This window comes from Acetivibrio clariflavus DSM 19732, from assembly GCF_000237085.1.
In the GTDB taxonomy this organism is placed as follows: Bacteria; Bacillota; Clostridia; order Acetivibrionales; family Acetivibrionaceae; genus Acetivibrio; species Acetivibrio clariflavus.
The window spans coordinates 2,448,299-2,464,682 of the sequence record NC_016627.1 but is presented as its reverse complement, the minus strand read 5'-3'; the positions used below and the strand labels follow the sequence as shown (position 1 = coordinate 2,464,682).

General features: G+C 37.9%; 15 protein-coding genes. 12 read left to right on the top strand and 3 right to left on the bottom strand.

Annotated features, from left to right (window positions below):
* Window positions 1–83 precede the first annotated feature (83 nt).
* A complete protein-coding gene (locus CLOCL_RS10475; RefSeq protein WP_014255326.1) occupies window positions 84–965 on the bottom strand; it encodes a hypothetical protein in 882 nt (293 codons plus the stop codon).
* Window positions 966–1,218: 253 nt separating this feature from the next.
* Between CLOCL_RS10475 and CLOCL_RS10470 the strand changes: the two genes are divergently transcribed.
* On the top strand, window positions 1,219–1,854 hold the full coding sequence (locus tag CLOCL_RS10470; protein ID WP_014255325.1) for a PilZ domain-containing protein: 636 nt from the start codon (window positions 1,219–1,221) through the stop codon (window positions 1,852–1,854).
* Window positions 1,855–1,920: 66 nt separating this feature from the next.
* Here the strand turns inward: CLOCL_RS10470 and CLOCL_RS10465 are convergent, their stop codons facing one another.
* Window positions 1,921–3,123 (bottom strand): cation:proton antiporter, encoded by a 1,203-nt coding sequence (locus CLOCL_RS10465; RefSeq protein ID WP_014255324.1) that lies wholly within the window; start codon window positions 3,121–3,123, stop codon window positions 1,921–1,923.
* Between the two features lies 1 nt (window position 3,124).
* Window positions 3,125–3,466, bottom strand: coding sequence for a hypothetical protein (locus tag CLOCL_RS10460; RefSeq protein WP_014255323.1), 342 nt, complete (start codon window positions 3,464–3,466; stop codon window positions 3,125–3,127).
* A gap of 330 nt (window positions 3,467–3,796) precedes the next feature.
* Between CLOCL_RS10460 and pgeF the strand changes: the two genes are divergently transcribed.
* From pgeF to CLOCL_RS10405, 11 genes are all read left to right on the top strand, one after another.
* The gene (gene pgeF, locus CLOCL_RS10455) at window positions 3,797–4,639 is read left to right on the top strand and encodes a peptidoglycan editing factor PgeF (protein WP_014255322.1); all 843 of its coding nucleotides are present in this window, start codon (window positions 3,797–3,799) and stop codon (window positions 4,637–4,639) included.
* Window positions 4,640–4,654: 15 nt separating this feature from the next.
* Window positions 4,655–6,313, top strand: coding sequence for a peptide ABC transporter substrate-binding protein (locus tag CLOCL_RS10450; protein WP_014255321.1), 1,659 nt, complete (start codon window positions 4,655–4,657; stop codon window positions 6,311–6,313).
* A 246-nt stretch (window positions 6,314–6,559) separates the two neighbouring features.
* Entirely contained in the window at window positions 6,560–6,835 is a 276-nt protein-coding gene (locus tag CLOCL_RS10445; protein WP_014255320.1) for a hypothetical protein, read from the top strand.
* Window positions 6,836–7,308: 473 nt separating this feature from the next.
* Window positions 7,309–7,707: a pyridoxamine 5'-phosphate oxidase family protein gene (locus CLOCL_RS10440; RefSeq protein WP_014255318.1), complete on the top strand. Its 399-nt coding sequence runs from the start codon at window positions 7,309–7,311 to the stop codon at window positions 7,705–7,707.
* A gap of 178 nt (window positions 7,708–7,885) precedes the next feature.
* Window positions 7,886–8,848 carry an ABC transporter permease gene (locus tag CLOCL_RS10435; protein WP_014255317.1) on the top strand — a complete coding sequence of 321 codons (963 nt, stop codon included), beginning with the start codon at window positions 7,886–7,888 and terminating at the stop codon, window positions 8,846–8,848.
* Window positions 8,849–8,975: 127 nt separating this feature from the next.
* Window positions 8,976–9,755, top strand: a complete 780-nt coding sequence (locus CLOCL_RS10430; RefSeq protein WP_014255316.1) for an ABC transporter permease — start codon at window positions 8,976–8,978, stop codon at window positions 9,753–9,755.
* Window positions 9,756–9,765: 10 nt separating this feature from the next.
* Window positions 9,766–10,755, top strand: coding sequence for an ABC transporter substrate-binding protein (locus CLOCL_RS10425; protein WP_014255315.1), 990 nt, complete (start codon window positions 9,766–9,768; stop codon window positions 10,753–10,755).
* 343 nt (window positions 10,756–11,098) lie between these two features.
* Window positions 11,099–12,181, top strand: coding sequence for an ABC transporter substrate-binding protein (locus CLOCL_RS10420; protein WP_014255314.1), 1,083 nt, complete (start codon window positions 11,099–11,101; stop codon window positions 12,179–12,181).
* A gap of 394 nt (window positions 12,182–12,575) precedes the next feature.
* Window positions 12,576–13,397 (top strand): nitrogenase iron protein, encoded by an 822-nt coding sequence (gene nifH / locus CLOCL_RS10415; protein WP_014255313.1) that lies wholly within the window; start codon window positions 12,576–12,578, stop codon window positions 13,395–13,397.
* A 32-nt stretch (window positions 13,398–13,429) separates the two neighbouring features.
* Window positions 13,430–14,920 (top strand): nitrogenase component 1, encoded by a 1,491-nt coding sequence (locus tag CLOCL_RS10410; RefSeq protein WP_014255312.1) that lies wholly within the window; start codon window positions 13,430–13,432, stop codon window positions 14,918–14,920.
* Window positions 14,904–16,220: a nitrogenase component 1 gene (locus CLOCL_RS10405; RefSeq protein WP_014255311.1), complete on the top strand. Its 1,317-nt coding sequence runs from the start codon at window positions 14,904–14,906 to the stop codon at window positions 16,218–16,220. Before CLOCL_RS10410 ends, CLOCL_RS10405 begins: the two co-directional genes overlap by 17 nt.
* Window positions 16,221–16,384: the final 164 nt, after the last annotated feature.

Genomic DNA, 16,384 nt, shown 5'->3' with positions numbered 1-16,384 from the left:
AAATGTTTAAGGTTAATATAATGAAAAAGGCTGGCGCAAAATCAATTTGCATCAGCCTTTTTAAATTCCTTTTAAATTAAAAATTATATTGTAAAGAATTCATAAATTCTCTCCCAGCTTTGGGTTTGACCTGGCTCAATATGAACCTCGATAAAGACTTCGGGACTTATGACATGGCCTTTTCCCCAAACAGCCACCTTTTGTACAGGGAAATTGCTGATTTCCCTCACGCCCACTCCTGATGGCTTGTGAACAAGTTCCCATGTATGATTTTCTACCGGTTTAAAACCTCCCGGAACTATGTAGAAATCGTTTTGGGGCTGTGTGTTCCAGGTTATTTCATTGCCTTTAACCGTGAGAACTTGGGGAGTTTCTTCGGCTTCGGCAGAATAGGGGAATTTAAGTACATAGTCGGAGCATGTCGGGTTATTGTCTATCGAAATGAAGTTGTGGCAGTATTCTTCGGTATGAATGGTTTTAAAGCCCACGTTTTTAAGTATGTATTTAATTATCATCCGGTTTTTGTTAACACATACGGTTTTGGTCATGTGAACCGCATAGCTCTTGCATTCAACGGGTTCAACATCGAAAGTTATTTGGTCGGAAGCGCAGTCAATTTTTATCGGAAAAGGAGTAACTTCGTATTTGTCGAAAAAGAAATAATCGGACTCATCGGGTCTTGTCAATAAACCGGTGCCGATTTTGTGAAACTTTTCCCCCGGTTTTGCCTCATCGTAACCAATGGGAGTGTGTATTCCAAACTCGTTGCAAAATCCGAAGCCTCCGGACCCTTCACCGGGAATTAATGACTCCGGTGCGCAAAAAGTATGTTTTCCGTCTAACAGCACTCCGGTTATAAAACCGGTCCAGTCAAAGCGTGAACCGCTGTAAAAAGTGCCGGGGCGGGCAATTTCAACTTCAAGTCGTTCTCCCGATATTTTTAAAACTTGTGAGTTATCAGACATATTCTTATCCTCCCTCTTTTTCTATGCAGACAATTTTGATTTTATCACAAAAGCAAGTATTAAAAAATAGGTGTATAAACAAGTTTGCAGACGGATGGATGTTTTTTCTTTGTAAAGGAGTTTTCCTTAAAAAATGGACGGATGGTCAGGAAAATGATAAAATAATTATAGAGAGGATAAATTATGCAGCGGTACATTAATGTTATGAAAAAAGAATGGGATTATAAAGAATATATAAGAAGCAGGGGTGTATATGATTTTTAAAAAAGGAGATATCGTTACCGTATCCAATATGTTTGAAGAATATATGGGTACTGCCCTGATCCTCTATAAGGATGAGGAAAAAATTGATATAAAAATAATTGACGAGCAAACGGGTTTAGATGTAGTACCCGGGGAAGAGATTCTGCTGAAATATGAAAACGATAACACTATTTTTGCTGCTTACTGCAATATTTTAAAAAGGCTGGAAGAGTCAGGTGCGCTGCTGCTTAGGGTAAAAAAGACGTTTTCTGTAATAAACAGGCGTTTTTCAACCAGATATCCTGCTTTTTTCAAGGTGAGTATTTCACCTTTGGATTCAGAGCAGGTATTTGAAGGTGTTATTAAGAATATGAGCCTGAGGGGGTTCATGGTCACCACTGATGCGGAACTTTCGGTGAATGATTTGGTTAAAATGGGGCTTGAATATGACGGACGCATTGTTGAATTGAAAGCCCGGATAATAAGAAAAAGCGGACAGGATGGAAATTATATTTACGGATTGTGTATTGTTGACCTTGGCTATGATGAAAAACTTCTCTTAAGGTCAATTATAACTGAGCTCAAGGAAGAAAAAAGAAAGCTGTCGGAAAAAATTATCAGGGAGTATATTGGAAATGATGGATAAATGAAATATGAAAAAAATTTAAAATAGAAATAGAAAAGGAGCTATCTAAAGCTCCTTTTTCTTTAATCAGCAATTTATAGAAGCATGCTGCTTCGGAGGAATTACAATTTCTCCGGCCTTCTCCAGGGCGAATTTTGCACAGGCAGGACCGATGAGTGAGTAGATGAAGGTTGAACAGAGAATTACAGCCCTAATCTGCGGAGCATATTTCGGTAAGAGACTTTCTGCAACGACTATCAAACCGAGGGCAACACCGGCCTGCGGCATAAGCGTTGGACCGAGGTATTTGCATATCTTGTCCTCCTGTTTTGTAACCCTTCCTCCAAACCAGGAACCCAAGATTTTTCCAAGTATTCTCATAATAACATACACAAGCCCGATAATACCGATTTTCGGAAGGGCAGACAATTCAAAACCGGCACCGGAAATGGCAAAGAATATCATAAATATGGGTGGAGTAAAGCCCTCTGAGATTTTCATTAATTTGTCAATGTCGGAATAAATGTTTGTAAGCATTCCGCCCAGTGCCATACATGCCAGCAGAGGAGAGCCGTGTATGTATTCTGCAGCCCAGTAGGAAAATAAAACAAAGCCGATGGTGATGCAAAGAACATTGGACGGCTTTTTAAACCACCGGAAAACCAATTTCATAAGAATGCCTATTGCAGCACCTATGACAAGGGAAATAATTAACTCATATATCGGACTTAATATGGATAAAACTATACTGGTATCTAATGCAGAATCCATTAATTTTACTATGGCTACCGTAAATCCGAAAGCTATAAGCGCAACGGCATCATCTATGGCCACAACGCTCATTAGCATAGAAGTCAGGGACCCCTTTGCCTTGTACTGATTAATTACCATTATTGTCTGTGCCGGTGCTGTAGCCGCAGCAATTGCTCCAAGCAGCAGTGAAAGCTTTAGGTCAAAGCCTATGAGGATAAGTGTTATGCTGACAAAAATAATAGCACCGAAAGACTCCGTAATTGCAATGATAATGGGAGCTATCCCCACTTTTCTGAAGTAGGAAAGGCTGAATTCACTACCTATTGAAAAAGCTATAAATGCAAGCGCTATGTCCGATACAACTTTAAAGCCGCTTACCATGGAAGTCGGTATTACGTTTAAAATTGACGGACCTAAAATCAAACCCGCAATGAGATACCCTGTTACATTCGGCATCTTTAAAAGTTTGGCTATTCTGCCGAACAAAATACTTAAAAAGATCATTAAAACCACTTCAATAATAATTTCACTATCCAACTTACATTAACCCCTTTGCAAAGTCTACAGGAACACTGAAGACCACACCCGTATCCTTTGAGGAGAGATCTCCCACCACCGATTCGATGACGGACACGGCAGTCTCTAACTGTGAATCCTGTATTACTGTTAAAATAATATTGCTTTTTTCCCTTTCGGGATTCAAGAAAGCCCTTAATGAGCTTAAGAACGATATTTCATCGTCATCATGTTTGGTACTTAAAAGTCTTGCCATACCAATGCTGTCGATTACCGTTGCGCCTTTGATATCGTTGTTTACGAAGGCAGTAAGGAGGTCATCCAGTTTTTCCACCTTGTTTAATACGAAAAACAGCAATTTCACATGCATCACCTCTTTTAAAATAAGTACTGCGGCATAATTTCCTACGGATTTAAATCTTTTTTTGTTTTTTCAAGAAATCAGCCGGACAGGGTTACAAAAAAATTCCCAGTGCTAAAGTCCCTTTTAGATTATAGCACTTAAAAATATATTTTCAAATAACCGAAGGGTGCATGGGAAATTATGCGAATACCACTGCCAATCTTGTGAATAGGAATAATGTGTGATAATATTTTTTTAATGAGATTGTTTCCAATAAGATTACAACTTATTTTTCTTTTGCTTTAGGTAAACTTACATTCCAAACGATAGGCATTTAAGGAGGAACAGACTTTGAAGGAAAGATTTCAGTCAAATCAAAATATAACATATATTGAGAAAAACGGCGTTGAATTCATCCAATTCAATAATTTAAATAAATATTCCGATATCCTTGTTCACTGCTTTACAACCCGGCGGGGAGGAGTAAGTGAAGGGGAGTATGAATCCCTTAACATGGCCTTTAATAAAAAGGATAAAAGGGAAAATGTCGAGGAAAATTACAGAAGAGTGGCCAAAGCTTTAGGAATTGACACTTTAAACATGGTCCTTTCGAACCAGGTCCATGACAGCAAAATACGGATTGTTTCGGATATGGACAGGGGCAAAGGCATACACAGGGAAAGCGATATAATTGGGGTTGACGGTTTGATGACCGATTGCCCTGAGGTTGCTCTGGTAACTTTTTATGCCGATTGTGTACCGGTGTTTTTGTTTGATCCCGTAAAAAGGGTTATAGCATTAGTCCATTCCGGCTGGCGCGGTACCCTGAAAAACATATCAAGGGAAGCGGTTGTCAAGATGGAGAAGGAGTTTGGATGCGATCCCCGGGACATTGAAGCCGCCATAGGCCCCTCCATCGGTCAATGCTGCTTTGAGGTGGGGGAAGAGGTATATGCGGAATTTGTAAATGCCTTTGACTGGTGCCAAGCTTTTTGTAAGAAGGTAGGAGATAAATGGTATATAGATCTTCAGTCGGTAATCAGGCAGGTACTAAAATCGGAAGGCTTACAGGAAAACAAGATTTTGATTTCAGGTATATGTACCAAGTGCAATAATGACGTTTTCTTTTCCCATAGAGGAGATAATGGGAAGACAGGAACGCTTACAGCAATTATGCAGTTAAAAAATCCTTAAAGGGAGCGAAAGAAATTGAGGACTAAAAAACTGTTTCTTATTCTGGCTGTTTGTATAAGCATATTGTTTACTTCTTGTTCCTATTTGAATCTCGGTGAGAATGACGATTCTAAGGATAATGAATACAATTTTTTAGACAGTGAGGACGATGTAATTGACATAGGACCCGTAAGGGGAGGAGTGCTTAAGCTGTATTCCACAAATCCCGATACGTTGAATCCTATTCTTACAAACAATAAATATGTAAGGGATTATTCGGCTTTTGTGTTTGAAAGCCTTGTAACCCTTGACAGAAGTCAGAAAGCTGTCCCCACTCTTGCTAAGAGCTGGGAAGTCTCCGATGACGGGCTTACATGGACTTTTCATCTTGAGGAAAATGTGTTTTGGCACGACAATATGCCGTTTACGGCAGAGGATGTCGAGTTTACGATAAATGCCATCATCAGCAGCCCCAACAGTTCATACAAACCGAATGTCAGCAATATAACCATGTTTTCGGCCATTGACCGAAAGACTTTCAGAATTGTGCTGAAAAATCCGAATTCTTTTACAGCGGAGTTAATGACTTTTCCTATACTTCCAAAGCATTATTTTGAAGGTGAGGAATTTGCATCTTCGCCTAAAAACAACTCTCCGATGGGGACAGGCCCTTATAAATTTGCGGAATACAGTCCGGGTCAGTATGTCAAGTTAAAAAGCAATGAGAATTGGTGGAAAGGTGAGCAGGACAATAACAATGATTTGAAGATTCCTTATATTCAGGAAATTGAGATACGCTTGTATGACAAGACAAAAAGCGGAACAGACGCGTTTCAGGGCGGAGATGTTGATTTGTTGACCATTGACAGAAGTTTATGGTCGAAATACAACGGAAGAACCGATATAACCATGAAGAAATATACTTCCAATGAATTTGAGTATATTGCTTTCAATATGTCCAATAAAATTTTGAAACTTCCGGAAGTAAGACAGGCTATTGCATATGCTGTTGACAAGACAAGAATAATCAGCAATTTATTGCCGGGAGAGGCTGTTGCCTCCGATTTGCCGTTAATACCGGATACCTGGCTCAATGATACCAATGCCGTTTTTTACAGTCCCGATAAAGAAAAAGCTAGAAAACTTTTGGAAGACGGCGGCTGGAAGGAAAGCAACGGCTTAATGTACAAAAGAATTAACGGTGTTAATACAGCACTTAAGCTGGAAATGCTGGTCAATGAGGATAACAGCACAAGGCTTAAAGTGGCTGAGGAAATAAAGAACCAATTGAAGGAAATAGGAATAGAGCTGACAATAAATAAACTAAAATGGGACGAAGAGATGAAAAGAATTGAGAGAAAGAGATTTGATATGGTGTTTATCGGATGTCAAATAACATCGGTACCAGATATATCTTTTCTGTACTCGTCCGAATCGGGACAGCTGAATATATCCGGTTATAAAAACGAGGAAGTGGATGAGTATTTGAGGAAAATAACGATGGAGAAAAATGATGACGTTAAAAAGAGTTATTATTCAAAACTGAAAGAGTTGATAAATCAGGATGTACCCTATCTGGGACTGTACTTTTACAATGAAGCAGTGGTGTACAGCAAGAGGATAAAGGGCGAATTCAATCCTTATTTGTGGAATAAGTATTTTGATTTTGTCCGCTGGTATACTCCGATGATTTAATAGAAATTAAATATAAAATATTATATACAGGTATAATATATCTTGCATAGAAAAAATAACTTCCAAATATATATCAATGTGTGATATAATTATATTGCGATATAGTTTTAAAGGTCGAGACATGCATTATATGCCGAGCGGTAAATTTTCCCGAATAAAGATGTCTGTCAAATAAGGTTTGATATGTTTGGTTAGGGGTGGTGAATTCAGAGGTCCAAAAAAATTATAGCGGCTGCAGTCATTGGATTGCTAGCGTTAAGCTCTACCTGTTATGTGGTTTTTAGCGGCAGAGATTATAAAAATGATTTGGTTAAATACGGTCAGATTGAGAAAAATCGAATTGAAAGCCAAAAGGGAAACAGGATAGAATTAATGAAGGGCAAGCAAATTGTTATATACAAAGACGATTATGATGCGCTGACCGATGAATTGAAGGTTAACGGTACTGATGAGGAACAGGCAAAAAAGGATGCTGAAAAAATATTGCTTCGGGAAGAGGCATTGTATATAATAGCAAAATGAAAAAAAGCAATAAGTTTAAAAAACTGGCTGGAACTCCGGAATATAACCGGGCACTGGAAAAGGAGTTTAATAAAATTGCCGATAAATTTATTAAAAAGGATAAAGTTGTTAAGTTAAAATAGCCGGAGATTTCCCACAGTACGGAATCGATATAAAATGGCCCAATTAAAGAAAGGGCCATTTTTGTTTGGATAAAGTTTTTTTGAAATAACCCCGGTGAAAATTATTATAGGATGGGTACAATAAATATAGATTTTATATTGACAATTGTAATTTGATGGTATAAAATAAATATAACAAAACATATTTAAATACTAAGGTATAAATATGGTTGACTAAAGATTTAGAGACCAAGTGGAGCTTTTCTGCTTGGTCTTTTTGGTTATTACGGTAAATAAATTTGAAACATGGTGAGTTCGCCGAAAAAGCTTATAATTATAATAGATCAAAATTTTAAGGAGGAAAAGATACATATGAGTGAAGTTGTTGAATTTCTTTCAAATGTGAAGACGTTTTATATTGCAACGGTTGATGGTGATAAACCAAGGGTGCGACCTTTCGGAATAGCTATTGAGCATGAAGGGAAAATTTATTTTGTTACAAATAATCAAAAGGCAGTTTACCGACAACTTAAAGCTAATCCGAACTTTGAAGTCAGTGCTACAGATAAAGACGGTAGATGGATAAGGTTAGCCGGTAAAGCGGTATTTGAAGACAATATTGAAGTTAAGAAAAAAGCTTTTGAAATCTCACAAAACCTTGCGAACATTTATAAAACCCCGGACAATCCGATCTTCGAGGTATTCTATATATCGGAAGGGGAAGCAGTTTTATATTCATTTAATAATGAGCCGAAAAAATTAAAAGTCTGAAAGGATATATTTATATGGAATTTATGAAGTGAACTTAAGTCAAGGTTCCAATTGGTATATATAATGATTTATAAATAATAGATTGCTGGGTTGTATTGCTGTAAAAGAGTTTACTAGAAATCTAGAGGCTTGAACATTTTATTGTTCAAGCCTTTTAAAATATAGGGGGGTGGTATATTTGGAGAGAAATAACAGATTTAATTATCCTCTTGGAAGTATTTTAGTAAAATCCTCGGGAATTATTGTATTTTTTGTGCTCTGGGAGATAGGGCCAAGACTCGGCTGGGCAGACAATCAATTTGTTCCGTCGTTTTCAACGGTTATTATTGAGCTTTTTAAACTTTTTACTGACGGAGATATTACAATGCATATAATGGTAACCCTTTGGAGGGTTTTGGTAGGAATTATTGCCGGCTGTGTTATTGCGATACCTTTAGGTATTATTCTCTCCAAAATCCATCCTTCTCTTATAGAAATTCTCAATCCGATGCTCCGACTTTTATCCCAGGCAAATCCGTTTTCATTAAGTCCAATATTCATTTTATTTTTCGGAGTAGGAGAGTTGGCTAAAATTTCAATGATAACCTGGGTATGTATATGGCCGGTGCTTTTTAATGTTATAGCCGGAGTCAAAACAGTGGATCCACTGTTGGAAAAGTCAGCTAAAGCCCTTAATGCATCGCCTTTTCAAAGACTTTCAAAAATACTGCTGCCTTCAGTGGGGCCATGGGTTTTTGCAGGACTTCGTACAGGAGTTGAAATTTCGTTTTTCATGGTAGTTGCAGCGGAAATGATAGGAACCAGTGCAGGGCTGGGATGGCTTGTGCATACAGCAGGCATGAATTACAGGATTGTATGGATATATTCATCGGCGGTTCTTATTATTGCTTTAGGAGTGTTTATAAAATGGTTTTTAGGTTATGCCTATGAAAGGTTATTCTTTTGGAAAACAGCCGGGGACTTTTATTCAGAAGTTAGAATCCGTAAAAGATTTGATACTTCCGAAGTTTTATTTATTATTTTTATGCTGATTGTAATTCTCGGTTTTGGTGCCAAACAGATAATAAAGGCTGATTTTTACTCAAAAAGCATAGAATCCCATGACCATCTGGAACTTTATAAGGGTTCAGGCGGTTTCTAGTGATATAGTTAACGCATAAAAATTTCAGCAGCAATACGCTTTTTGCGAACTCAGACAGATGGTTTATAAGGATAAGGCGGTTTGAATTGTAAGATGGTTTTATAAAACATGCAGGAAGGGAATTTATATGAAGAGTAAACTTAAATTTGCCTGTAAGATATTTTCCATAATTCTGTTATTTGGACTATGGGAATTTATGAGTCGTACAGAAATATTAAATCCTGTACTGGTTCCTGCATTTTCTGATGTGGTTAAAAATATATGGGATATGTTTTTGGGTGGCACTTTTACAAAGCATTTAGTCATAAGTTTGAAAAGAGCAGGGATTGGATTTGCTTTAGCTGTAATTGCAGGAATACCTATGGGACTTTTACTGGGCGGCTGGTTCAGAACGGTTCAAAAGTCGCTGGAATGGCTTATGGCAATATTTTCGCAGGTAAATCCCTTTGTAATGTTTCATATATTGATTCTATTTCTTGGCATTGGAGAAGAGCCAAAAATTATTATTATAATGTGGGTTTGTTTGTGGCCCATTGTTACAAATACAATTACAGGAATACAAAATGTCAATGAAACTCTTTTAAAGGCAGCAAGAAGCTTTGGATTGGGTAAGATTGCCATATTCTTAAAAGTTGTTTTTCCTGCCTCTCTTACATCTATTTTTACCGGGATTCGAATAAGTGCGGGATATTCTGTATTCATGCTTGTAGCAGCCGAGATGATGGGCGCCAGTTCAGGGCTGGGATGGCTTATAAAAAACAGCGAGGAGAATTATCAGATATTAAATATTTATGGCGGTGCTTTGGTGATTGCCTTGCTTGGAGTTTTAATTGATGGGGTTATGCAGGCATTGGAAAAAAAGTTCACAGGGAGAGTAAAAGTCCACTACTCAAATAGTGAAATTTGAGGTGATAGATTTGATTATTTACAATAGAAAGTTAGTTTTTTTGATACTTATAATTGCCTTGATTTTAATTGGCGGATGTACCGATGACCCGAATAATACTGTTGTGAAAATCGCATATCAGGGGAATATTGAAGAAGCACCTCTTTTAACAGCCTATGAGATGGATTTTTTTAAAAAGGAAGGTGTTGATATAGAGCTTGTAAAGCATGACTTTGATGGAATAGTAGCAGGAATTAAGAATGGGGAGATTCAAGGGGCAACTGTTGATTACAGAGTGTTTGCAGCGGTTGACAGTGGCGCAGAGATAAAGATTGTGGCAGGGTTGCATGGGGGATGCACACAAATTATCACGAAGGAGAGCTCCGGTATAGACACGTTGAGAGATTTGAAAGACAAATCAATTGGAGTGACAAAGCCTGGAAATGGCTCAATGGTGGTAACCTCGGATTTACTGAAAGCTGAAAAAATAGATCAGAGTGTAAAATGGATAGTCGAGGATGAAGAAAATCTGAAGAAGCTTTTGCAAAGGAATGAGATTGATGCTATAAGTATACTGGAACATCCCGATCCTTCAAAAAGAGCTTTAAATTCCGGAGAAAAGATATTGTACAGCAGCTCAAACAAAGAAAACAATGGCAAATCCTATAAACATTTTTATGAAAGCTTTATAGGTCTTGATGATAAATTTATAAAAAACAATCGCAAAATTGCCTTTAAGACTTCAATAGCCTGGCTGAAGGCTGCAGTGTGGGTGGATGAGAATCAACATGAAGCTTACAGGACTTTGATTGAAAAAGGATATTTTAAGGGTGACTTTGACTCAATCTTAAATAAAGCTGAATATTTTATGTGGATGCCGGGAGTAAAATATGCAAAAGATAATGTATATATATACGTAAGTCAGCAAAGAAGTCAGAACATCCTTAGGTCAGATATATCGGATAAAGAATTTATGAAGAAAATATACGAACCGCTGATTCCGGAATTGAACGGCAGATGAAGTTAGAAAAAATTTTAATAAAAAGCATACTAATCCTATTGATAAGGTAGGGTTAATTTTGTAAAATATAACCGTAAAATTAAGTTAATGGGATAATAATATCAGTTAGAAGAAACTTATCAGAATAAAAGGTCCGACTAGTATTCTAGAGGCGACTGTCAATGTTACATTGATGGAGCCTCTTTTTTATATCTTTTTCCAACGAAATGAAAAAAGAAAAATAAAAAAAAGCGATAGGTTTAATATCCTGAAGCTTTTAATGGATTATTACAGAAAAATGAGTGTGATACTTATGAACTTTATTATAAAGTTTTTCTAGTTTGTTTCGAAAGGGGAATTTGAAATGGGAGAAAAACGAAGGAAGGCTAAACCGATTGTTTTGGGATTTATATCACTTTTGATAGTAGTAGGAACTTCCATTGGTGCGCATAAGGGGAGGACTCAAGTTTTAACACCATCACAGATGATGCCCGGCATAGGAATAAAGGTTAACTCAAGCAGTGAAGAAGATGAAAACTTAATTGAGATAAGGACTTGGACCAGAAAGGACTGTTCGTTGGCACCCTGGCTTATAACTGACATGTTGGGCTATTTTAAAGAAGAGGGCATAAAGCTTGTTTTTACCGGGGAAATCCAGGCAAATCAGCAAATACCTTCAATAATAAATGGAGATAACGATGTGGCTTCTGCACATCCTAATACATTATTGGTGGCAAACAATGGAGGAGCTGACCTGGTAGGAGTCGTAAGAGGAATAATAGATCCGGGCCCGGAAGTGGATGAAAAGTTCTTACATATGTGGTGGTATGTAAACCCTAAAAAGTATCCTGATGTACATACTATTAAGGATTTGGAAAAAATCCCCGGTAAGCTAAAGTTTTCAATAATAACGACAAATACTTGCACAGACTTTCTCACAAATGCCTTGTTTGACAAATATGGTATACCCAAAGATAAGATAGAATGGGTTACAATGCCTGATATACAAGCTATACAGGCTCTAAAACAAGGTTTGACAGATGTTGGTGCAGTACATCCTCCCTTTTATAAAGGAATGGATGATGCAGGAATGCGAAAGATAGCTGACTCAGGAGATACGGGGTTGGGTTCTGCGGCAGGTGTGACTTATTATTACTTCACCCGAAGCTTTATAGAAAAAAATCCCGATGCTGTAGTACGCTTTATAAGGGCAATCAAAAAGGGGCAAAAATGGTGCAATGAGCATCCTGAAGAGACTGCCCAATGGACCTCAAAAGCTATCGGAGTGCCGGTTACAGGAAATCATTATTATGCTGAGGATGGCAAAATTATTGAAAGTGAAATTGAACCATGGCTCAAGCAACTTGAAGAAAATAAAGTTATCCCGGAAGGTAAATTCAAGCCTTCAGATATAATAACTCATGAATTTGAAAAATATTGTGATTAAATATCATACAATTCCTATTGACATTCTAGTAATTAATGGTATAATTATCATAATAAGTTATTTAAAGGAATATATTTTCTACTATTATTTGCATTGAAAGCTAAAGGCTTGTATTGTGATTCAATTTCTCCGATTTACCATTTGAGCAAACTGATTTTACCTTTTTAATAATTTTCACCACTTTAATTGATTAAACCCATTTCAAAATATAAACTGTGCAATTTTTATGGCTCAAAACCTATAATTTATTTAAATGACGAGTTTAAAGTAACTTTTGAATGAATTTAATAAAACAATGTTGACCAGTAAATGGAGACAAAATTTTTCATTGCATGATGAAAGTTTTGTCTCCATTTATTTTAATAAATTCAGAAAGGAATCGAGGTAATGCAAAATGAGACAGATAGCTATTTATGGAAAAGGTGGAATTGGAAAATCTACTACAACACAAAATTTAACAGCAGGATTAGGTGAAAAAGGTAAAAAGGTAATGATAGTTGGCTGCGATCCGAAAGCAGACTCAACAAGACTTATATTAGGCGGTCTTGCCCAAAGAAGTGTTTTGGACACCATAAGAGAAGAAGGAGAGGAAGTGGGTCTTGAGACCATATCAAGGAGAGGAGCATTTGGGATAATATGCGTAGAATCCGGTGGGCCTGAACCTGGGGTTGGATGTGCCGGAAGAGGGATTATTACTTCCATAAATATGTTGGAGACATTAGGTGCGTATACAGAAGATCTGGATTATGTTTTTTATGATGTTTTGGGCGATGTTGTTTGTGGCGGTTTTGCAATGCCGATAAGGGAAGGCAAAGCACAGGAAATATATATTGTTGCCAGCGGAGAAATGATGGCGTTGTATGCGGCAAATAATATCTGCAAAGGTATTCAGAAGTATGCTACTTCCGGAGGAACCAGGCTTGGCGGCATAATTTGCAACAGCAGGAAGGTAGATGGAGAAAAAGAGCTTTTGGAAGCCTTTGCGAAAGAACTCGGAAGCCAGTTGATATATTTTGTTCCGAGAGATAATGTGGTTCAGAGGGCGGAAATAAATAAAAAAACCGTTATTGAATTTGATCCGTCTCACCCTCAGGCTGATGTTTATAGGGGATTGGCAACTGCAGTAGATGAAAATGATATGTTTGTCATTCCAAAACCAATGAAGCAGGAAAGGCTGGAAGAGATTCTTATGGAGTACGGAATACTGGATGCTTAGGGAATTAATAGGTTCTGGAAGGAGGAGTAAAAATGGCAATTAATTTAAGACGTTCAGAAGCAGTAATCAGAGAAAAAAGATTGAAGTCGGTTGTTGGGTATCAGGGAAGTATAAAGGATCTGGCCAATAAATCTCAGTCAGGTTGTTTGAAAAATGCCAGGAGAGAATTCAGCCAGGCTGCAAATTGCAGTTCGGGTTGTGCTCAGGGGCATTTGTCTACAATACTTGATGCAGCAGTAGTAAATCATGCACCTATAGGTTGTGCTGCCGATGTTATCGGTGCAAACACCGGTTTTAGATGGGGACAGAATATAAGAAATTGGGAAAAAAGAAATGTTCGCATAATAAATACAAACATGACCGAGTCAGCGACAGTATTTGGAGGAGGGAAGTTACTTAAGGAAGGTATTCGTGAAGCATACAGGAGATTTAATCCTAAAGCGATTTTTGTTACTACATCCTGTGCTTCCGGGATAATCGGTGATAACGTGGAAAGTATTTTACGGGAAGAGGAAGAAGACTTGGGAATACCTGTTGTGCCTGTATTTTGTGAGGGGTTCAGGTCACAGATTTGGGCAACGGGTTTTGATGCAGTATTTCATGCTCTGCTTACACGTATAGTTAAGCCGCCGGAGAAAAAACGCCCTGAAATGGTAAATGTAATTAACTTTACTGCCAGTGCCAGGGAATATGTTAAGGAAATGTTTGCAGAACTTGGCCTTGTACCCCAGTTTGGTATCCCCTATAGCACTATAGATCAAATTTCAAGAATGTCGGAGGCTGGGGCAACAATCAGTATTTGTGGCACTTTAGGGGGATACTTTGGCAATGGGTTGGAGCAAAAATTTGGAGTACCTTATGTAACAACCCTTCAGCCCCATGGAATTTCCGGTATTGATAACTGGCTGAGAAACCTGGGAAAAGTTTTAGGAAAGGAAAAGGAAGTAGAAGATTACATTGCTAAGCAGAAAATACTGATCAAACCTGAGCTGGATGAAATAAAATCAAAGCTTAAGGGAAAAAGAGTAGTTGTCGGCATGGGGCCAAGTTTTTCCCATAATTATATAAGGCTTTTAGAGGATTTTGGCATGGAGGTTGTATGGGGAATGGCATGGCATTTCGATCCCCAGCATGACCATGGCGGTTTACCTCATTGTACGATGGAGCTTGCAAAAAAAGAAAGGGATATACCCGCAAGTGTCAGTGACCAGCAAAACCATGAAGTATTGAATTTGCTGAATAAATTAAAACCGGATATATACATTGGAAGACACCCGGGATTATCTGTCTGGGCTACAAAAATGGGTATCCCAACCATAATGGTAAGTGATGAATACAGTGCCTTTGGATATAAGGGAACTATAGATTTCGGATACCGCATTATAGATATACTTACCAATAACAGTTTTGCCCGTAATCTATCCAAAAGAATTAAGCTTCCCTATACCGATTGGTGGTTTGAACAGGAACCATTCATATTCTTGAATGATGAGGAGTTGAAGAAAAATGCCGCAAGTAGTTGAGCAAATAAGACATGTATGCATGTTGGGAGCCTTTGAATCGGTATTGGCTATAAAGAGGGCTGTACCTATAATACACGCAGGGCCTGGTTGCGGAGCAAAGCTATGGACTACTTTGGGTATGCAAAACGGATGCCAGGGCTCAGGATATGTCGGGGGGCATGCAATACCATGCACAAATGCTTCGGAGCAAGAGGTTGTTTTTGGTGGAAGTAACCGCTTGCGTGAGGTTATAAGTAATACTTTTAATGTTATTGATGGAGATCTGTTTGTAGTAATGACAGGATGTACCTCTGATATTGTGGGAGATGATGTAGGTGAAATAACAAGAAAGTTCCAAAGGCAGGGAAAGCCCATAGTTTATATAGAATCCGGCGGGTTTAAAGGCAGCAATCTTGAGGGGCATGAACTGGTCATTGATGCCATTATAGATCAATATTTAAAGCCTGCAAAGGAAGTTGAAAAAGGGCTTGTAAATATATGGTCGGTCGTTCCTTATCAAAACACATTCTGGTCGGGAGATATAGAGCAGCTAAAGGGACTTATTTCATCCATCGGATTAAAACCGAACGTTATTTTCGGCTATGATGGCGGAATAGAAGCGCTGAATAAAGTACCTAAAGCCCAGTTTAATCTGCTCATATCGCCATGGGTAGGACTTAAAAATGTAAAAAAACTTGAAGAAAAATTCGGTACTCCGTATTTGCATTATCCGGCCCTGCCGATAGGCCCCACAGAGACAGCAAGGTTTCTAAGAACAGTGGCTGAGTTCTCCGGCATATCCTCTTCAGTAGTCGAAGAGATCATCCAAAGGCAGGAGGAGAGATATTATTACTATCTTGAACGGGCAGCCGATAATATACTGGAAACAAGACTATTGCCGAGGAGATTTGTAACAATTGCCGATAGCATTTATGCCTTGGGGATTTCCAGGTTCTTAACAAATGATTTGGGTCTGATTCCGGAAAAACAGTTTATAACCGATGGAACTCCTATAGAGTATCAAAACTCTGTAGCAGCTGAGTTTGAAAATTTTACCGACAATATTGTCGCAGAAACTGTATTTACAAATGACGGCGGTTTTGTGGAAGAAGAGCTTCGAAAGATTAAATTCCGAAGCAGACCGTTGATACTGGGAAGTGGCTGGGAGAGAGTTGTGTCAAAAGACATTAAGGGATATCATTTGTCGGTTGCTACACCTATATGCGATCATATGGTATTAAGTAAGTCCTATGTAGGGTATGATGGTGGGTTACACTTAACAGAGGATATATATTCTGTAGTATTGGACGATTTCCAGTAAGATTTGTCAATGGATGATTTATTCAAAAAGAATATTGACATTATATATTTTAGGATGTATATTATAGTAAAACAAAACAAATCCTATAGGAATACTAAAAACTGTTTTGAGAAGGTTACAAAGTTAATAAAGAATCATTTTTGCTTACCAGAAAACTGGAGGTC